Origin of the sequence: Nonomuraea coxensis DSM 45129 (genome assembly GCF_019397265.1) — a bacterium.
Taxonomy (GTDB): domain Bacteria; phylum Actinomycetota; class Actinomycetes; order Streptosporangiales; family Streptosporangiaceae; genus Nonomuraea; species Nonomuraea coxensis.
The window spans coordinates 6,082,808-6,100,896 of sequence record NZ_CP068985.1 but is presented as its reverse complement, the minus strand read 5'-3'; the positions used below and the strand labels follow the sequence as shown (position 1 = coordinate 6,100,896).

Here is an 18,089-nt window from a genome sequence, read left to right as displayed (position 1 = left end):
CGGCGGCACGGGCCTGCCGGAGGGTGCCCTAATAAGGAAGAAAGTTAAGTTATTCGGGCGGCAGGGCGGGTCCGGGGCACGCCGAAACCCCCTGCCCCGGAGTCGGACCCGGGACAGGGGGAGGCGGGGTGACCAGGGGTTACCGCCGCGCGGCCGGGCGGTAGACGAGGTTCAGCACGCCCGTCGGGAACGTCTCCGAGCTGACCAGCTCCAGCGGGATGGAGGCCCCGTCGTCGAACAGCCGCTCGCCCTTGCGGACCGCGATCGGGTGCACCAGGAGGTGCAGCTCGTCCAGCAGGCCCGCCTCCAGGAGCTGGCGCACCACCGAGACCGAGCCGCTGATCGCGATGCGGCCGCCCTCCTCCTGCTTCAAGGCGGTCACGGCCTCGACCAGGTCGCCCTTGAGCAGCTCGGAGTTGCGCCAGGTGAACTCCAGGGGCTGACGCGAGACGACGATCTTGCGGGCGTCCCCGAGCGCCTTGGCGAAGCCGGCGTCCTCGCCGCCCTCCGCCTCCCGGTCCGGCCACGCGCCGGCGAAGCTGTCGTACGTCACCCGCCCCAGGAGCAGGGTGTCGGCGAGCTGCGCCGTCACGGCGGCGCCCATCGCGTCGTCGAAGTAGGGGAAGTGCCAGTCGGCCGGGTCCTGCACGACACCGTCGAGGGAGATGAACAAGCCGGCGGCGATGGTCCTCATGTGGTCCTCCAGGGAATCTCAGGTGAAAGGGGGCCGGGCGTCCCGGCCCGCCGTCGTGGTCTGGTCACAGCCTCGCGGAACCCGCTTACGCATTCCTTAAGGTCTTCCTGCGCGGCGGCGGCATCCGGCGGCGACGCGGGCCGTCAGGCGGTGGTGAAGGAGATCCACACGTCCGGGGGGACATCGGGCCGGCCGGGGACGGGGAGGCGTTCCTCGGTCCACGCCTCGCCGGCGAGCCCGGTGGCGACGCGCCGCCAGAACGCGCCGGCCGCCGTGTTCGCGTCCTGGAAGGCGATCCGCCACGGGCCGGGATGCCGGGAGATCACCTCGCGGACGACCGTCGAGCCGACGCCGGACCGGCGCGCGCCGCGTACCACGAAGAAGCTGTTGAGCACGCGCGCCGGGCCGGACAGGGCGCGCACGAACGAGAAGCCGACGGGCCGGTCGCCGCTGGTGAACAGGTAGGCCGCCCAGTCGTCGTCCTCGCACGCCTGGCGCAGCCGGTCGCCGTGGTAGGTGCCGTCGGGGCTGGGCAGGCCGCCCTGGTAGTCGGCCATGTCGTGGCGGAACATCAGCCAGAGCCGTTCGACGGTGGGGTGGTCGTCGGCGCTCACGGGCCGGACAAGGATCGAAGAAATGGTCATACAACCAATTTTCGGCCAGAAGCAACATCCGGCCGGGAAGGTAAAAACTAGCAGAGTCCGGACGCTGACCCGCGCGCATCCTTCGGGCTCCGGAGGGTAACGCGGGGTCCATGGCATACACACCCGATCAGGACCATCGCCGCCCCGACGGCGCCGACGACCAGGCGGTGAAGGCCGCCGGCATGCTGTCGGAGGCGCTGGAGACGGTCGAGCGCGCCCGTGGCCACCTCTACTCCTTCCACCAGCTCACCGGCTCCGCCCACGCGACCGTGGCCGAGGTCGTGGACCTGCTGGACGGGACCGGCCACGACGACCTGGCCAGGCGGCTGGCCGCCGAGCTGCTCGGCCGCGACGTCCTGCCCGGCCGGTGGACGTTCCAGATCGTCGAGGAGTACGACGACGACTACTACGCGGCCTTCCGCGAGCTGGAACGCGAGGTGCGCGACCGGCTCATGGCCGGCCGCCGGCACGTGTACGAGGCGGAGCTGAAGCAGCGCTCGCAGGCGGCGGGGGAGGCGTGACCATGGTGTCGTACTGGATGGACTCCGCGCCCGCGCCCGGGCACCCGCCGCTCACCGAGGACCTCACCGTGGACGTGGCCGTGATCGGCGGCGGCATCGCGGGCCTGTCGGCGGCCTGGGAGCTGACCCGCGCCGGCCGCTCCGTCGCCGTGCTGGAGGCCGACCGCCTGGCCGCGGGCGTGACCGGCAACACCTCGGCCAAGCTGTCGGCGCAGCACACCCTGATCTACGCCGAGCTGGCCGGCCGTGACCCGGGAACGGCCCGCGGGTACGCCCGGTCCCAGCAGGAGGCCGTCGAGCACGTGGCGCGCACGGCCGCCGAGCTCGGCGTGGACTGCGAGCTGGAACGCCGCCCCGCCTACACCTACGCCCGCTCGGCCGGCCAGGTGGAGCGGCTGCGCGCCGAGGCGCGGGCGGCCGCCGAGGCGGGGCTCGCGGCCTCCTTCGTCACCGCCACGGCGCTGCCGTTCCCGGTGGCCGGGGCCGTCAAGGTGGAGGACCAGGCGCAGTTCCATCCGCGCAAGTACCTCCTCGGGCTGGCCGAGGCCATGACGGCGCGCGGCTGCCGGATCTTCGAGCGCACCCGCGTCACCGGCCTGCGCGAGGGCAGGCCGTGCCGCGTGACGACCGAGGGCGGGGCCGTGGTGACCGCCGCCGACGTCGTGGTGGCCACCCACTACCCGATCTTCGACCGCGCGCTGCTGTTCGCCCGGATGGAGGTGACCCGGGAGCTGGTCGTCGCGGGCACGCTGCCGCCGGAGGACGATCCGGAGGGGATGTACATCACCTCGGAGGACAACACCCGCTCCGTCAGGACCGCGCCCCTGCCCGGCGGCCGGCGGCTGCTCGTCGTGACCGGCGAGTCGTACAAGCCGGGGGCCGGGCGGGTCGGCGACCGCTTCGACCGGCTGGCCGCCTGGACGGGCGAGCACTTCCCCCGGGCGCGGATCACGCACCGCTGGGCGGCCCAGGACAACCACACCACCGACCGGCTGCCGTTCGTCGGCCCGCTGCATCCCGGCGCCGGGCACGCCTACGTCGCGACCGGCTTCGGCGGGTGGGGGATGAGCAACGGCGTGCTGGCGGGGCTGCTGCTGTCCGGCCTGGTCACCGGCGAGGAGCGGCCGTGGGCCGGCCTGTACGACCCGCGCCGGCTGCACCCGGGACGGGAGGCCGTCCCGATGGCGAAGGCGCAGGCCACGGTGGCCCGCCATTTCGTCGCCGACCGGCTCGCGGCGGGCGACGCCGGCGACCTCGCCGAGCTGCGGCCCGGCCAGGGCACGGTGGTCAAGGTGAACGGCCGCCGGTGCGCGGTGCACCGCGACGAGCAGGGCCGGGTGCACGCCGTCTCGGCGATCTGCACGCACCTGGGGTGCGTGGTCGGGTTCAACGAGGCCGAGCGGACCTGGGAGTGCCCCTGTCACGGCTCGCGTTTCGGCCTGGACGGGCGCGTCCTGCAAGGCCCGGCCGTCAGCCCGCTGGAGCCCGTGGAGCTGAAGGAGGAGTGACCGGCGGAACGTAAAGCAGCTGCTTGACTTGCGTGGGCCTGTTTGGTTGTGTGAAGCCGACAGGGGGAGGACACCATGCGTCAAGTCGGCTGTCAGTGAGCGCCGTCCGCGCCGAACAGGTCAACGCCACCCGGGCGCAGATCCTCGCCGCCGCCGAGCGGCTGTTCGCCGAGCGCGGCGTCTACGCCGTCTCCAACCGGCAGGTCAGCCAGGTGGCCGGCCAGGGCAACAACGCCGCCGTCGGCTACCACTTCGGCACCAAGGCCGACCTCGTCAGGGCGATCGTGCGGGCCCACACCGAGCGCGTCGAGCTGCTGCGCCGCCGCCTGCTGGCCGGGATCGAGGACCCGGACGACGTGCGCGGCTGGGTGGGCTGCCTGGTCCGCTCGTTCACCGGGCACCTGGACAGCCTCGGCACGCCCACGTGGTACGCCCGCTTCGCCGCCCAGGTCATGACCGACCCCGCGCTCCGCCAGATCATGGCCGAGGAGGCGCTGACCTCGCCGACCCTGCGCCGCGTCGTGGACGGCCTGCGGCGCTGCCTGCCCGAGCTGCCTCCCGAGGTGCACGCCGAGCGCGCCGAGATGGCGGGCCAGCTCGTCGCCCACATGTGCGCCGAACGCGAGCGCGCGCTCGCCGAGGGCCGCCCCACCCTCCGGCCGAGCTGGCACGACGCCGCGACCGGGCTGATCGACGCGGTCGTCGGGATCTGGACGGCCCCGGTCACCGCCGGAAGGGACACCGCCGGAAGGAACACCGCAGGAAGGGACACCGCATGACCGAGACACTTCCCGAGTTCCCGGGCGTCAGGGCGGCCTCGTGCCCGTTCGACCCGCCGCCCGCGCTGCGCGCCCTGCAGAAGGGGGCGCCGCTCAGCCGGGTGCGGCTGCGGGACGGCGGCACCGCCTGGCTGGTCACCGCCTACGCCGAGCAGAAGGAGCTGCTCAGCCACCCGCAGGTCAGCTCGGACATCACCCGGCCCGGCTACCCGCTGCCCGCGCAGACGCCGAAGCGCCCGGACAGCCCGGTGAGCTTCATCCTCATGGACGACCCCGAGCACCACCGGCTGCGCCGCATGGTGCAGGGCTCGTTCACCGTCCGCCGGGTGGAGGGCATGCGCCCCGCCGTGCAGCGCATCGTGGACGACCTCGTCGACGGCCTGCTGGCCGGGCCGAAGCCGGTGGACCTGGTGGAGGCGTTCGCGCTGCCGGTGCCGTCGCTGGTGATCTGCGAGCTGCTCGGCGTCCCCTACGCCGACCACGCCTTCTTCCAGGAGAACAGCCAGGTCATCGTCAAGCGGAACGTCACGCCCGAGGAGCGGGCCGCCGCCGGTGGCCGCCTCACCGACTACCTGGACGGGCTCGTCGCCGACAAGCTCGCGCGTCCCCGCGACGACCTGCTGTCCAAGGTGGCGGCCCGGGTCACGGCGGGCGAGCTGAGCAGGCAGGAGGCCGCCAGGATGGGCGTGCTGCTGCTCGTCGCCGGGCACGAGACCACCGCCAACATGATCGCCCTCGGCACCCTCGCCCTGCTCCAGCACCCCGGCCAGCTCGCCCTGCTGCGCGCGGGCGACGACCCGGCGCTGGTCGCGGGCGCGGTGGAGGAGCTGCTGCGCTACCTCAACATCACCCACCGGGGACGCCACCGCGTCGCGCTGGCCGACATCGAGATCGCCGGCCGGACCATCCGCGCGGGGGACGGCCTCATCATGGCCAACGACCTCGGCAACCGCGACCCCGAGGTGTTCCCCGATCCCGACACGCTCGACCTGCGCTGCGACGCCCGCCGCCACGTGGCCTTCGGCTTCGGCGTGCACCAGTGCCTCGGCCAGCCGCTGGCCCGCATGGAGCTGCAGGTCACCTACGCCACCCTCCACCGGCGCATCCCCACTCTCGCCCTGGCGACCGACCTGGACCGGATCCCGTTCAAGCACGACGGCCAGGTGTACGGGGTCTATGAGCTTCCCGTCACCTGGTGACGCCGTGGTTCCCGCGCGGCGCGCGGGCGCGGGCGTTACCGTCGAGATGACAATGCGGTCAGCCTCTCCGTCCGAGGCCGAACCCTCAGGGAGACGACATGAGCGATCCTGCGGCGGTGCCGCTCAACATGCGGCGCGACGGGTTCGGCCCCGACCCCGAGCTGTCCGCGCTGCGCGACGGCGAAGGCGTCCGCAGGGTGCCCACGCCGTTCGGCGCGGACGTGTGGGTGGTGAGCCGCCACGCCGACGTGCGCGAGGTGCTCGGCGACCCCGGGCGGTTCAGCAACGACCTGGGCACGGTGTTCCAGCCGACCGGCCGCGCGCGGCTCAGCGAGGAGGAGCTGCGGCAGGCGCGGGCGGGCAACCTGCTCGCCTTCGACCCGCCCGAGCACACCCGGCTGCGCCGCATCCTGACGCCGGAGTTCACCATGCGCCGGATGCGCCGCCTGGAGCCGCGCATCCACGAGATCGTCCGGCAGCACCTCGACGCGATGGAGCGCACCGGGCCGCCGGTCGACCTGGTCAGCGCCTTCGCCCTGCCGATCCCGTCCCTCGTCATCTGCGAGCTGCTGGGCGTCCCGTACGACGACCGCGACGACTTCCAGCGGCGCACGGGCGCGCTGCTCGACATCTCGCTCCCGATGGCCGAACGCCAGGCCGCGAGCCTGGAGCAACGCGCCTACATGGCGGGGCTCGTCGCCCGCGCCCAGGCCGATCCGGGCGAGGACATGCTCGGCATGCTCGTACGCGAGCACGGCGACGACCTGTCCACCGACGAGCTGGTGGGCGTCGCCGGGCTGTTGCTGCTGGCCGGGCACGAGACGACGTCCAACATGCTCGGCCTCGGCACCCTGGCGCTGCTGCGCCACCCCGACCAGCTCGACCTCCTCAGGAAGGAGCCCGAGCGGATCGGCGCCGCCGTCGAGGAACTGCTGCGCTGGCTCAGCGTCGTGCACTCCGGCACCGCCAAGCTCGCCACGGCCGAGACCGAGCTGTCCGGCGTCCGGATCCCGGCCGGGGCGCTGGTGATGGTCGCGCTGCCCGCGGCCAACCGCGACCCGGCGTTCATCGCCGACCCCGACCGCTTCGACATCTCCCGCGGCGACCTCGGCCACGTCGCCTTCGGCCACGGCGTGCACCACTGCCTCGGCGCGCCGCTCGCCAGGATGGAGATGCGCATCGCCTTCCCCGCGCTGTTCGAGCGCTTCCCCGGGCTGTGCGAGAGCGGCGCCCCGCCGCGGTTCCGCTCCTTCCACGTCGTCTACGGGCTGTCCTCCTTCGAGGTCGCCTGGTAGGTCACCGGACGCCGACGCCGTCGAGGTAGGCCGGGAGGGCTCCGAGCTCGTCCCGGCCGCCCAGGGCGGCGACGTATCCGTCCGGGCGGACGAGCGCCCACTCGCCCCGCGACAAGCCGTAGGCGTCGTGCACGTGACCGCCGGTGTCGAGGACGTCCCAGCCGACGACGTGGACCCGCAGGCCACGGCGCGGCGCGGGGAACGCGGCGGGGTCGGGCCCGTGGCCGAGCAGCGTCCAGTGCGGCCCCTGGAACAGGCTGAACAGCCGGGTCGCGACCCCGCCCGCGCCCGTCACGGGCGCGTCGGGAGCGCGGTCGCCCGGCTGGACGCCCTTGTCGCGGGGCGGGCCCGCGACGGTCAGCGGGGAGTCCGGGTAGCCGAGGTCGAGCTGGGTGACCTCCCGGCCGCGCCGGGTGTCGTGGTTCATGGCCGCGCGCAGCAGCCGCTCCGACAGTCCCAGCACCGCCTCGGCGATCGGCCGGCGCTCCAGCTCGTACGTCGCCAGCACCGACTCCGGCGCGCCGCCGAGCACGGCCGCCAGCTTCCAGCCGAGGTTGTAGGCGTCCTGGACACTGGTGTTCAGCCCCTGCCCGCCGGTGGGCGGATGGCAGTGGGCCGCGTCCCCGGCCAGCAGCACGCGCCCGCGCCGGTAGGCGTCGGCCAGGCGGGCGTTCATCTCGTGGACCGACGCCCACGGCGCGTCGCGGATCGTGAGGTCGTCGCGGCCGGTGCGGGCGCGGACGAGCGCGGTGAGCCCGCCGGCCGACACGTCGACGTCGGCGTCGAAGGGGACGGGCGCCTGGAGCTGGAACAGGTCGGTGCCGTACAGGGGGCACAGTGACACGTCCTCGGGCGTCCCCTGGTTCCAGCGGTGCCAGAAGCCGGACGAGAGCCCGTCCAGCCGCACGTCGGCCACGAGCGCCCGCACGCCGAGCGTCTTCCCCGGGAAGGCGACGCCGAGGATCCCGCGGACGGAGCCGGCGCCGCCGTCCGCGCCGACCAGGTAGCGCGCCCGTACGGTCTCGGGGCCGCCGGGCGTCTCGACCGTGGCGGTCACGCCGTCGGCGTCCTGCTCGAAGGCGGTGAGGCGGTGGCCGTACTCGGGGGCGTGGCCGAGCTCGGCCAGCCGCTCGCGCAGCCTGAGCTCGGTGCGGAACTGGGGGACGAGCAGCGCCAGGTGGTACGGCTCGGCCGGCGTCGGGCCGGGCAGCAGCCCGGCTGGCCGGTCGACGGGCCCGTCGCCGGGGTGGAGGCGCTGGAGCGGGTACTCGCCGCCGGAGGCGACGATCCGGTCCAGCACGCCGAGGTCCTCGAACACCTCCTGGGTGCGGGGCTGGACGCCCTTGCCGCGCGAGCCGGGGAACGGGCGTGCCGCCTGGTCGATCAGGCGGAAGCCGACGTTCCTGCGGGCGAGGTCGACGGCCAGGGTCAGGCCGGTGGGACCGGCGCCACAGATGATCACGTCGAGGTCTGTCACGAGTCTGTGCCTCCTCTGGAATATGTGTGTATTTTGCACATAATTTGAAGGCTCGGTCAAGCCATCACCTGATAGACGCCGTCACCATAAGTGCGTGATGAAGATAATTCCGATGGCGCTATCCTCGCGTTGGCACTGCCCGCCCGTTCACGTAAGGCGCCCACGACGAGCATGACCTCCAAGCACCGCCGGCAGGCCGCGCTCAGGCGGCTGCACGCCTCCACGGTCGACCTCGTCGCGCTCATGAGCCTGCCGCAGCGCGACGAGGCGCTCATCGCCGAGGCCGGCCTCCAGCTCGACCGGGCCCTGTTCTTCCTGCTCGTCGGCATCCAGCGGTTCGGCCCGATCAGCGTCGGCGAGCTCGCGGAGCGGTCGGGCCGCGACCACACCACCGTGAGCAGGCAGGTGGCCAGGCTCGCCGACCTCGGCCTCGTCGAGCGGCGGCCGGGCGCGGCCGACAGGCGGGTCAAGGAAGCGCTGATCACCGACGCCGGCCGCCAGGTCACGGACGCGCTCGACGCCGCCCGGCTGCGGATCGCCACGCCCGTGTTCGAGCACTGGAGCGACCGCGACCTGCTGGAGCTCGAACGCCTGATGCGCCGCTACGTCGACGACCTGCTCTCGCTGAACGCGGTGGCGAAGGAGGACACCTGAGCCTTGCGTGACATCGTGATCACATGACCAGGATCCTCACCCGCGGCGACCTGCTCACCCTGCTCGACCCCAGCGCCTGCCTCGACGCCCTGCGCGACGGCTTCGCCCGGGACGCCGGCGGGGCGGCGGTCGAGGGGCAGCGGATCCGTACGGACCTGCCGTTCCCCGGCACCGCCACCGCGCTGCTCCCCGGCCTGCTGCCCGGCGTCGAGGCGTACACGGTGAAGGTCAACGCCAAGTTCCCCGCGGCGACCCCGGCGCTGCGCGGCGTCATCTGCCTGCACGACGGCGCGGACGGCGAGCTCCTGGCGCTGCTCGACTCCGCCACGATCACCGCCTGGCGCACCGGGCTCGCCGCGGCCCTCGGCACGCACGTCCTCGCCTCCCCCGGGAGCGACGTCGTCGGCGTCGTCGGCGCGGGCGCCCAGGCCGACCTGGTGGTGACCGGCCTGCGCCGGCTGCGCCCGCTGCGCGACCTGGTCGTCCACGACCTGTCGCCGGAGCGGGCCGCCGCCTTCGCCGCCCGCCACGGCGGCGGCGTGGCGGGCTCGGCCGCCGAGGTCGCCGCCCGCGCCGGGATCGTCGTCCTCGCCACCTGGTCCCGCGCCCCGCTCCTGGACCTCCCCGACGTCCGCCCCGGCGCGCACCTGACCACGCTGGGCGTGGACGAGCCCGGCAAGCAGGAGCTCTCGCCCGCTCTCCTACGGGCCGCCGGCGTGCTCGCGGTCGACGACCGCCCGCTCGCCGCCGCCATGGGCGTGCTCGCCGCGACCGGCCTGCCGGCCGGCGCCGCCCACGCCACCCTCGGCGAGCTCCTGCGCGGCGACCACCCGGGCCGCACCGGCCCTGACCAGATCACGGTGTACGGGCCGGTGGGCCTCCCGTGGCAGGACCTCGCCCTCAGCCTGCTCGCCTGGCGCGAAGCCGGGCGGCGGGGCGTCGGCGCCGAGATCGACCTCCTTGCCTGAACCGCGCGGCCTCCTGGAGGTCAGCCGCCCTGCGCGGCGCGCCGGTAGCGGCCGGGAGCGGTGCCCGAGGTCGCCGACGGCGGCATGCGGGCCGCGCGCGTCCACGCCTACGGCGACCCCTCCGTCATCCGCCACGACAAGATCCCGATCCCCGCGCCGGGCCCGGGCGAGGTGCTGATCAAGGTGGCGGGCACCTCGTTCAACCCGTCCGAGGTCGGGCTGCGCTCCGGGCTGCTCGCGGCGACGGTGCCGGAGCTGGCGGGCCTGGCGCTGCCGTACGTCCTCGGCTGGGACGTCGCCGGCACCGTCGTCGAGACCGGCCCCGGCGTGACCTGGCCGCGCGCGGGCGACGAGGTGATCGGCCGGCTGGACGGCGGCGCGGCGGCCTCGTACGCGCTCGCCCCGGCCCGCGACCTCGCCCGCGCCCCGCGCGGCGTGCCCCTCGCCGACGCCGCCGCGATCCCGGTGGCCGGGCTGACCGCCTGGCAGGCCGTGCACGAGCACGCCAGGATCGGGCCGGGGCAGCGGGTGCTGGTCAACGGGGCGGGCGGCGGGGTGGGCGGGTTCACCGTGGGGCTCGCCAAGCTGGCCGGGGCCACGGTGATCGCCACGGCGGGCAGCGCGGGCAGCGCGGCGCGGGCGCGGGCCCACGGCGCGGACGAGGTCGTGGACCACCGGACGGACCCGCTGCCCGGCGGCCTCGACGCGCTGATCAACCTGGTCCCGCTCGACCCCGCCGCCGGGGCCGCGGTCGGCCGGCTGGTGCGGCCGGGCGGCGTGCTGGTCTCGGCCACCGCGCCGGTCGAGACGCCGCCGGGCGTCACGTCGATCCGCTTCGTGGCCCGCAACGACGCCGCCCAGCTGGCCGCCCTCGCCGCGCTCGCCGAGGAGGGCGGGCTCGTCGTGGACGTCGCGGAACGGCTCCCGCTGACCGAGCTGGAGGCCGTCCACCGCCGCGCCGAGTCCGGCCGCGGCACCGGCGGCAAGATCGTCCTGCTGCCCTAGCGCGGGGAGGGCCACCAGCCGCCGACGACCTCGACGTCCTCGCTCCTCAGCGCGTCGTGCCAGACGGGGTCGCGCAGCAGCCGGGCCTCCCACGACCGTACGACGCCGTCCGGCCCCGCGACCGCGTCCTCCCTGGACGGGTGGAGGAACAGCTCGCTCGTGCCCTCGGGCAGCGCGGCGAGCCGGCGCAGGTAGTCCTCGCGCAGCCGCTCGTAGCCGCCCAGCTCGGCCGCCGTGCTGCGGTTGGTGGCGATCGTCTCGGGGAGGGCCACGCCCAGCGCGTCCGCGAGGGCCACGGCCCGCTCGTGCGCCGCCGCGAGCTCCGGCGGGAGCGGCCCGCCCATGTACGGCTCAGGATCCCGGGGCAGCCGGAAGGCGAGGCCGTGGCGGGCGCACCAGCGCAGCGTCTCGGCCAGCCACGACCTGCCGTGCAGGCCGTAGAGGGTGCCGGCGTGGGAGTCGGCCGCCTCCGGCGCGAGGCCGCGCCCGCGCATCCAGCCGAGCTGCGCCTCCGCCTCCCGTTCGACGTCCCCGGCCTCGCCGCGGGCGCCGAGCGCGAACGGGTCGCCGAAGAGCGTCCCGTCGTCGCCGGTGAGGCTCGCGCCGCCGGTGAGCGGCCGCCAGGGCGGGACGCCGCGCTCGCTCGTCAGCGTCACGTGCACGCGCGGCGCGACGCCGAGCTCGCGTACCCGCTCGGCGGCGCGGGCGGCGGACGGCGACAGGCAGATGAGCGTCGTCGCGCTGACGTGGCCCTCGGCGAGCAGGCCGAGGATGACCTCGGTCGAGCCGGGCTCCCTGCCGAGGTCGTCGGCGGTGATCACCAGGCGGCGGCTCACCGGGGACGCCCCGCGGTGGGCTCGCCCGCCGGGCCCACGGGCGGCGGCTCCTCAGGGACGTCCGCCTCGGGCGGCGTCTGGACCGGCACCGAGACGAACTGGGCGGCCACCGCGCCGATCGCTGTCAGCACGAACGGGTACACGCACAGGTAGACCCGGAACGCCAGCCCGGGATCGCCGCCGGGGTCGTCGCCGGAGTTGTAGCCGAAGAACACGCCGAGCGAGGTGAGCGCGAGCCCGGTCACGACCCCGTTGAGCCGCCCGAAGAACCCGAACGCGGACAGGAACAGCCCTTCGCGGTGCTCGCCGTGGCGCGCCGCGTCGGCGTCCAGCACCCGCGCGACGATGAGGTCGTTCGTCGCGAGCATCCCCGACCAGCCCGCGCCGACGACCACGCCCGCCGCGATGGCGGTGACCAGGTCGCCGGCGAAGAACAGCGCCGCGAACCCGGCCGCGAGCACCATGAAGGCCACCCGCCAGGCCCACAGCGCGCCCCGGCGGGCCACGACGCGCGTCCAGGCCACCAGGCCGGCCGCCGTGACCAGGATGACGACGCCCTGGAGGTAGAGCGCGTTGCCGACCGGCAGCCCGAGCGAGTAGCGGACGTACAGCTGGATGCCCGCGAGGACGAGCGCCATGGCGATGCCGTAGCAGGCGCCGGTGAGCCCGACCGTCCAGAACAGCCGGTTGCGCACGATGGACCACACGCTGCGCAGCAGCATCGGCTGCTCGCGGGTGGAGTAGCGGGGGTTCTCGCGGGCGCCGAGCGCCATGAACACGATCACGGCGAGCGCCACCACGCCGTAGATGACGGCCGTGGTGCGGAAGCCCTCGGTGGAGTCCTCGGTGCCGAACACCTGCGTCGTGAGCACGGGGGTGACCGCCAGCGAGATCACCAGGGCCACGAGCTGGAAGCCCTGGCGCAGGCCGTTGGCCACGGCGCGGTCGCGCTCGCGCGGGTAGAGCTCCGGCAGCAGCGCGCCGTAGTTGGCGTTCAGCATGGAGTCGAACGCCTCGCACAGGATCGCGAACACCGCGAACCAGATCAGCAGGCCCGCGCCCTCCAGCGAGGAGGGCGCGGAGAAGAACGCGATCATGCAGGCGGCCAGCATCGGCGCGCCGACGAGCAGCCACGGCCGGCGTCGGCCGAACCGGGTCCTGGTCCGGTCGGAGAGGTGGCCGAGCACCGGGTTGTCGAGCGCGTCGATGACCGCGTAGACCACCATGACCACGCCGTACGCGCGGACGTCCAGCCCGAGGATGTCCACGTAGAAGAGGATCATCGATCCCTTGATCATGTTGATCGGGATGGAGGTGCCGAACATCCCGATGGCGTAGCGCCACGCGGGAGTCCGTCCCGGAGCCGGGGGCACGCCGGGCTGGGACACGCGATCACCCTTCCTCGCCGGACCGCCGGCCGGACGCCGGCGCTGGACGCGAGGTTACTCTCGCGTCCGCGGAGAAACAGCGGGTGAAGCGGAGTCGTGACCTCGCCGGACGCCCGGCGACGGGTCGTCCGCGTCCGGCGAGGGCGCGTCGGACGGGCGCAGGCGCGCCACGGACCAAACCCTCACAGGAACGACAGGAGCAGTTCGGCGGTGCGGGGCGCGTCCTCCAGGACGGGCGTGTGGCCGACGCCGGGGATCAGCTCGATCCTGGCGCCAGGCACGGCACGGTAGTCCGCGGCCGACGAGGGCCGCCACCGCCGGTCGTCCTCGCCGAAGATCACCAGCAGCGGTATGCCGAGAGGCGCGAGCCGCTCCGGCAGCGTCCGCTCCTCCAGATAGTCGCGCGGCGCCCGCATCACCGCGGCGAACACGGCGGGCGGCGTGTCGCGGAGGGAGTCGCGCAGGTCGTCCAGCAGCTCCGCGGGAACGCGGAAGCCCGGGCGGCTGAACCCGCTGGTCGCCATCGCCCTGATCTGCTCGTCGCCCGGCGGCCAGGCCGCGGGCGCGCCCCCGGCGGGCGGGCGGCCCGTCTCCGGCCCGATGAAGGCGTCCATGCAGGGGCCGGTGCCGACGAGCGCGAGCGCGGACACCAGGTCGGGCCGCCGCTCGGCGAGCGCGGTGGCGACCGTGCCGCCGCTGGAGTGTCCTGCCACGGCCGCGCGCCCGACGCCGAGCAGGTCCAGCGCCTCGGCGGCCCGGCGGGCGTGGTCGGGGACCGCGTAGCCGCCGCCCGCCGGTTTGGCGGACCGGCCGTGCCCGAGCAGGTCGACCCTGATGACCCGGTGGGAGCCGGTCAGCAGCGGGGTCAGCGCGTCCCACGTGCGGGCCGTGGCCGCGGTGCCGTGGATGAGCAGGAGCGCGGGGGCGTCGCGGGGGCCGTCCTCGCGTACGTGGAGGGCGCCGTCCTTCAGGGGCAGGAGCTCGCCGTCGATGATCGTCATGCGACCACTGTCGCCGGGCGCGGGCGGCGGCGTCTTGGACGAATGTTCCCCGCCGGGGAGGTCGCGGGCCCGTCATCCGGACCTAGCATCGGGGCGTGCGGACTTTCGTGCACGGCGCCGCCGCCTGGGGCGTGGCGAGCCCGCGCCGGCCCAGCGGGGTCGCCGGCGTCACCATGGCCGGGTTCCACATCCCGGACCTGCGGACGATCAGGATGGTGCCGCATCCGGCCGTGACGCTGCTCGTCGGGTTCGGGGACGGCACGCCGGTCCTGGACCAGGCCGCCGGGCCGCGACCGGTCGGGAACGTCGCCGCCGGGCCCGGGTTCGGCTCCGGCGGCGCGGTCCTGGCGCGCGGCGCGAACGTCGAGTGCGTCCAGGTGCGCCTGTCCCCGGTAGCCGCCCGCGCGGTCCTCGGCGTTCCCCCGGCCGACCTCGACGGCGTGGTCGTGGACCTCGACGACCTGTGGGGCAGGGAGGCGTCCCGCCTGCGCGACCGGCTGGGCGGCGCCCCGACGTGGCAGGACCGCTTCGCGCTGACGGACGCGCTGCTCGCCCGCCGGCACGCGGCGGGGCCGCCGGTGGATCCGGAGGTGGCCTGGGCCTGGCGGCGGATCGTCGCCGGCCGCGGGCTGGTCCGGGTCGAGGGCCTGGCCGGCGAGGTCGGGTGGAGCCGCAAGCGCCTGTGGTCCCGGTTCCGCGCCCAGCTCGGCCTGCCGCCCAAGCGCGCGGCGCGGCTGGTCCGCTTCGACCGGGCCGTCCACCGCCTCGCGACGGGGGAGCGCGCGGCCCGGGTGGCGGCCGAGGGCGGCTACGCCGACCAGTCGCACCTGCACCGCGAGGTCGCGGCGTTCGCCGGGGCGACCCCGTCGGCCGTGGCCGAGGAGCCCTTCCTGGCCGTGGACCACCTCGCCTGGCCCGGCCTCAGCTCCTCCCGGCGGTGAAGCGCGCCAGCAGGAGCGCCAGCCTGCGCTCGTGCAGCTCGCGGGGCAGCCGGCCGCCGAGGGTGAGCGTCGCCAGGCCGTGCAGGGCGGCCCAGTACGTCTCGGCCAGCAGACCGAGGTCGCCGGGGTCGCTGTCGCCGGCGTGCGGCCGGACGGCCTCGACGAGCTCCTGGAAGCCCGCCGCCAGCGCGGGCGGGACCTGCGGGGTGGCGAACGGCAGGTCCACCTGGTGCCGGAACATCGCGTCGTAGAGCGCGGGGCGCCGCTCGGCGAAGGCGATGTACGCCCGCCCGACCCCCGCCAGCGCGCCGGCCGCGTCCGGCGCCGCCGTCCGCGCGGCGCGCAGCTCGCCGGCCAGCTCGGCGAAGCCCTCCAGCGCGACCGCCACCATGATGGCGTCCTTGCCCTTGAAGTGGCTGTAGAGCACCGGCTGGCTGTACTCCACCCGCTCGGCCAGCCGCCGGGTGGTCACCGCCTCCCAGCCCTCGGCCTCGGCCAGCTCCCGGGCGGCCGTGACGATCAGCTTCTCGCGGTCCGCGCGTTCGCGCTCCCTGCGCGATCGGATTGTCATGCTCCAGAATCTAGCACCGCTAGCAGAACTGTCCACGCTCTGCTAGCGTCATTCTTGTTCCTAGCGCTGCTAGATTTTTCTGGAGACGAAGATGCTCACCTACACCGCCTACGGCCTGGCCATCGCGCTCAACCTGATGGTCCTGTTCATCGGGGCCCGTTTCCTGTTCGTCCCGCAGGCCGCGGCGGCCGGGTACGGCGTGCCGGCCAGGACGGACGGCGACCGGGCGTACCTGACGATCAAGGGGGTGCGTGACGGGACCTACGGCGTGCTCGGCCTGGCGCTGCTGGCCTTCGCCGGCCCCACCGCCGAGGCGTGGTTCATGCTGGTCGTGGCGCTGGCGCCGCTCGGCGACACCCTGATCGTGCTGCGTAACGGCGGGACGAAGGCCGTGGCGTTCGGCATCCACTTCGCGACCGCCGTGGCCGTCCTGGTCAGCGCCGTCCTGCTCTTCGCGGTCAGCTGACCGCCTCGCCCGGGGCGAAGGCGCCGGCGGACGCGGCGAGGACCGCCGTCCTCGCCGCCTGCGCGGGCAGGCCGGGGTCGGGCGGCGTGCGCAGCAGCATGAGCTGGTGGTAGAGCGGCGCGGTCGCGGCGACGAGCAGCCGCCGCGCGTCGGTGTCCGGCGGCAGCTCGCCGCGCGCCACGGCGCGGGCCACGATGACCTCGCAGCGGGCGTACCGGTCCGCCCAGAGCCGCAGCAGGCCGCGTTCGGCCTCCTCGGACCGGAACGAGGCGGCGAGCAGGGCGGCGGCGATCGACGGCCGGGCGGTCAGCGCGTCCTGGTTCTCCTCGTTGAGCGCCGTCAGGTCCCCCAGCAGGGAGCCGGTGTCCCGGGGCAGCCAGTCGTCGTCGGCCGTGGCCGCGAGCAGGTCGGCGAGCAGGCCGCCGACGTCCCGCCAGCGCCGGTAGACCGTCGCGCGGTGCACGCCCGCGCGGGCCGCGACGGCGTCCAGGGTGAGCCCGTCGTAGCCGCGCTCGCCCAGCTCGGCCCGTACCGCGTCGAGCACCCGGGCGCGGGTGCGGCTGGTCCTGCCGCCCGGCCGGCGGCGCACCGGGGGAGCGGGAGGGGGCGTCCCGCCGGAATTCGTTTGCCCTGCGGACGAGGCCATGACACGATCTTAATGTATAAGTTGTCGCATTAGTAGTGAAGGAACGGCCGATGCAACCGCTCGTCCCCGCCGACCCCGACGTCCTGCATCCCATGCCGGGGCAGCCGCGGGTGGTGCTGCTCCGGCCGCTGGTGACGTCCCCGCTGATCGAGGTGGGGGAGTTCTCGTACTACGACGACCCCGACGACCCGACCGCGTTCGAGACCCGCAACGTGCTCTACCACTACGGGCCCCGCGCCGGACGCCCCGCGCCCCTGACCGCCACCACCGCCGCCACCACCCTCGCAGCCTCATCGAAGGATCCCCGTATGGACCGCGCCCACATCGCCATGATCGGCATTCCCGCCGTCAGCCACATCCTGCCGAGCCTGGAGGTCGTCCGCGAGCTCGCCGCCCGCGGTCACCGGGTGACCTACGCCAACGACCCGGCGGTCGGCGACCTGGTCACCGGCGCCGGCGCGGAGCTGGTGCCGTGCACGTCCACGCTGCCGGTCGCCGACAACCTCTGGCCCGACGACCCCATCGCCGCGATGAGCCTCTTCCTGGACGACGCCGTCCAGGCCCTGCCGCAGCTCCGCGCCGCCTACGACGACGACCCCGCCGACCTCTACCTGTACGACATCGGCGCCTACGCCGCCCGCGCCCTCGCCGAGGCGCAGGGCCGCCCCCTCGTGCAGCTCTCGCCGACGATCGTGGGCTGGGACGGCTACGACGAGGAGGTGGCCGCGCACATCTGGGCGCTGCCGGGCGCCGCCGCCTACCGGGAGAGGTTCGCCGCCTGGCTGGCCGGCTGCGGCGCGACCATCACCGACGTGGACGCCTTCTCCGGCCGCCCCGAGCGGGCCCTCGCCCTCATCCCGCGCGCCATGCAGCCGCACGCCGACCGGGTCGACCCCGGCCGGGTGACCTTCGTCGGCCCCTGCTTCGACCTGAGCGCGGACAAGGACGCGTGGAGCCGCCCCGCCGGCGCCGCCAACGTGCTGCTGATCTCCCTCGGCTCGGCCTACACCCGCCGGCCCGAGTTCTACCGCCGGTGCCTGGCCGCCTTCGGCGACCTGCCGGGCTGGCACGTCGTCCTGCAGATCGGCCGCCACACCGACCCGGCCGAGCTGGGCGACGTCCCCGCCAACGTCGAGGTCCACCCGTGGGTGCCGCAGCGGGCGATCCTGGACCAGGCGGACGCGTTCGTCACCCACGCGGGGATGGGCGGCTGCGCAGAAGGGCTGCTGGCGGGCGTGCCGATGATCGCCGTGCCGCAGGGCGCCGAGCAGTTCCAGAACGCCGACCGGCTCGTGGAGCTCGGCGTCGCCCGCCGGATCGACACCGGGGACGCCACCGCCGAGGCCCTCCGCGCCGCCCTGCTGGAGCTCGTCTCCGACCCCGGCGTCAGGCGGCGCTCGGCGCGGCTCCAGGCCGAGGCGCGGGCCGAGGGCGGCACCACCCGCGCCGCCGACCTTCTCGAAGGCGTGCTGGGCGGGCCGGGCCGCGACCGATGA

19 protein-coding genes are annotated in these 18,089 nt (G+C 74.9%); 11 read left to right on the top strand and 8 right to left on the bottom strand.

What is annotated here, in order from left to right; all coding sequences use genetic code 11:
- Nucleotides 1–139: 139 nt before the first annotated feature.
- Nucleotides 140–694 carry a dihydrofolate reductase family protein gene (locus tag Nocox_RS28625; protein WP_020547342.1) on the bottom strand — a complete coding sequence of 185 codons (555 nt, stop codon included), beginning with the start codon at nucleotides 692–694 and terminating at the stop codon, nucleotides 140–142.
- A 143-nt stretch (nucleotides 695–837) separates the two neighbouring features.
- Nucleotides 838–1,338 (bottom strand): GNAT family N-acetyltransferase, encoded by a 501-nt coding sequence (locus Nocox_RS28620; RefSeq protein WP_033411257.1) that lies wholly within the window; start codon nucleotides 1,336–1,338, stop codon nucleotides 838–840.
- 110 nt (nucleotides 1,339–1,448) lie between these two features.
- On the opposite strand from Nocox_RS28620, the gene Nocox_RS28615 reads away from it, so the two are divergent.
- From Nocox_RS28615 to Nocox_RS28595, 5 genes are all read left to right on the top strand, one after another.
- Nucleotides 1,449–1,859: a hypothetical protein gene (locus tag Nocox_RS28615; protein WP_020547340.1), complete on the top strand. Its 411-nt coding sequence runs from the start codon at nucleotides 1,449–1,451 to the stop codon at nucleotides 1,857–1,859.
- Nucleotides 1,860–1,861: 2 nt separating this feature from the next.
- Nucleotides 1,862–3,367, top strand: coding sequence for an FAD-dependent oxidoreductase (locus Nocox_RS28610; protein WP_033411254.1), 1,506 nt, complete (start codon nucleotides 1,862–1,864; stop codon nucleotides 3,365–3,367).
- 95 nt (nucleotides 3,368–3,462) lie between these two features.
- Nucleotides 3,463–4,146: a TetR/AcrR family transcriptional regulator gene (locus Nocox_RS28605; RefSeq protein WP_020547338.1), complete on the top strand. Its 684-nt coding sequence runs from the start codon at nucleotides 3,463–3,465 to the stop codon at nucleotides 4,144–4,146.
- Nucleotides 4,143–5,345 carry a cytochrome P450 gene (locus Nocox_RS28600; protein ID WP_020547337.1) on the top strand — a complete coding sequence of 401 codons (1,203 nt, stop codon included), beginning with the start codon at nucleotides 4,143–4,145 and terminating at the stop codon, nucleotides 5,343–5,345. Before Nocox_RS28605 ends, Nocox_RS28600 begins: the two co-directional genes overlap by 4 nt.
- A 98-nt stretch (nucleotides 5,346–5,443) precedes the next feature.
- Nucleotides 5,444–6,640: a cytochrome P450 gene (locus tag Nocox_RS28595; RefSeq protein WP_026215194.1), complete on the top strand. Its 1,197-nt coding sequence runs from the start codon at nucleotides 5,444–5,446 to the stop codon at nucleotides 6,638–6,640.
- Between the two features lies 1 nt (nucleotide 6,641).
- Here the strand turns inward: Nocox_RS28595 and Nocox_RS28590 are convergent, their stop codons facing one another.
- Nucleotides 6,642–8,117, bottom strand: a complete 1,476-nt coding sequence (locus Nocox_RS28590; protein WP_020547335.1) for an FAD-dependent oxidoreductase — start codon at nucleotides 8,115–8,117, stop codon at nucleotides 6,642–6,644.
- Nucleotides 8,118–8,288: 171 nt separating this feature from the next.
- Between Nocox_RS28590 and Nocox_RS28585 the strand changes: the two genes are divergently transcribed.
- From Nocox_RS28585 to Nocox_RS28575, 3 genes are read left to right on the top strand one after another with little or no spacing between them, the layout of a single operon-like run.
- Nucleotides 8,289–8,771, top strand: a complete 483-nt coding sequence (locus Nocox_RS28585; RefSeq protein WP_020547334.1) for a MarR family winged helix-turn-helix transcriptional regulator — start codon at nucleotides 8,289–8,291, stop codon at nucleotides 8,769–8,771.
- A gap of 23 nt (nucleotides 8,772–8,794) precedes the next feature.
- On the top strand, nucleotides 8,795–9,739 hold the full coding sequence (locus Nocox_RS28580) for an ornithine cyclodeaminase family protein (protein ID WP_020547333.1): 945 nt from the start codon (nucleotides 8,795–8,797) through the stop codon (nucleotides 9,737–9,739).
- Nucleotides 9,740–9,799: 60 nt separating this feature from the next.
- Nucleotides 9,800–10,744: an NADP-dependent oxidoreductase gene (locus Nocox_RS28575; protein ID WP_020547332.1), complete on the top strand. Its 945-nt coding sequence runs from the start codon at nucleotides 9,800–9,802 to the stop codon at nucleotides 10,742–10,744.
- Here the strand turns inward: Nocox_RS28575 and Nocox_RS28570 are convergent.
- The 3 genes from Nocox_RS28570 to Nocox_RS28560 all read right to left on the bottom strand — a co-directional run bounded on the left by Nocox_RS28570 (nucleotide 10,741) and on the right by Nocox_RS28560 (nucleotide 13,969).
- Nucleotides 10,741–11,580 carry a carbohydrate deacetylase gene (locus tag Nocox_RS28570; protein ID WP_033411252.1) on the bottom strand — a complete coding sequence of 280 codons (840 nt, stop codon included), beginning with the start codon at nucleotides 11,578–11,580 and terminating at the stop codon, nucleotides 10,741–10,743. The genes Nocox_RS28575 and Nocox_RS28570 overlap by 4 nt on opposite strands.
- Nucleotides 11,577–12,968, bottom strand: a complete 1,392-nt coding sequence (locus Nocox_RS28565; RefSeq protein WP_020547330.1) for an MFS transporter — start codon at nucleotides 12,966–12,968, stop codon at nucleotides 11,577–11,579. Before Nocox_RS28565 ends, Nocox_RS28570 begins: the two co-directional genes overlap by 4 nt.
- 182 nt (nucleotides 12,969–13,150) lie before the next feature.
- Nucleotides 13,151–13,969: an alpha/beta fold hydrolase gene (locus Nocox_RS28560; RefSeq protein ID WP_020547329.1), complete on the bottom strand. Its 819-nt coding sequence runs from the start codon at nucleotides 13,967–13,969 to the stop codon at nucleotides 13,151–13,153.
- Between the two features lie 95 nt (nucleotides 13,970–14,064).
- Here Nocox_RS28560 and Nocox_RS28555 point away from each other — a divergent pair, with 95 nt between their 5' ends.
- The gene (locus Nocox_RS28555) at nucleotides 14,065–14,910 is read left to right on the top strand and encodes a helix-turn-helix domain-containing protein (protein ID WP_026215192.1); all 846 of its coding nucleotides are present in this window, start codon (nucleotides 14,065–14,067) and stop codon (nucleotides 14,908–14,910) included.
- Here the strand turns inward: Nocox_RS28555 and Nocox_RS28550 are convergent.
- Entirely contained in the window at nucleotides 14,891–15,481 is a 591-nt protein-coding gene (locus Nocox_RS28550; protein WP_020547327.1) for a TetR/AcrR family transcriptional regulator, read from the bottom strand. The two genes, Nocox_RS28555 and Nocox_RS28550, sit on opposite strands and share 20 nt — an antisense overlap.
- 91 nt (nucleotides 15,482–15,572) lie before the next feature.
- On the opposite strand from Nocox_RS28550, the gene Nocox_RS28545 reads away from it, so the two are divergent.
- Nucleotides 15,573–15,947 carry a DUF4267 domain-containing protein gene (locus tag Nocox_RS28545; protein ID WP_020547326.1) on the top strand — a complete coding sequence of 125 codons (375 nt, stop codon included), beginning with the start codon at nucleotides 15,573–15,575 and terminating at the stop codon, nucleotides 15,945–15,947.
- On the opposite strand, the gene Nocox_RS28540 is transcribed toward Nocox_RS28545, so the two are convergent.
- Nucleotides 15,940–16,536 carry a TetR/AcrR family transcriptional regulator gene (locus tag Nocox_RS28540; protein WP_020547325.1) on the bottom strand — a complete coding sequence of 199 codons (597 nt, stop codon included), beginning with the start codon at nucleotides 16,534–16,536 and terminating at the stop codon, nucleotides 15,940–15,942. The genes Nocox_RS28545 and Nocox_RS28540 overlap by 8 nt on opposite strands.
- Nucleotides 16,537–16,901: 365 nt before the next feature.
- Here Nocox_RS28540 and Nocox_RS28535 point away from each other — a divergent pair, with 365 nt between their 5' ends.
- Nucleotides 16,902–18,089: a macrolide family glycosyltransferase gene (locus Nocox_RS28535; protein WP_246649908.1), complete on the top strand. Its 1,188-nt coding sequence runs from the start codon at nucleotides 16,902–16,904 to the stop codon at nucleotides 18,087–18,089.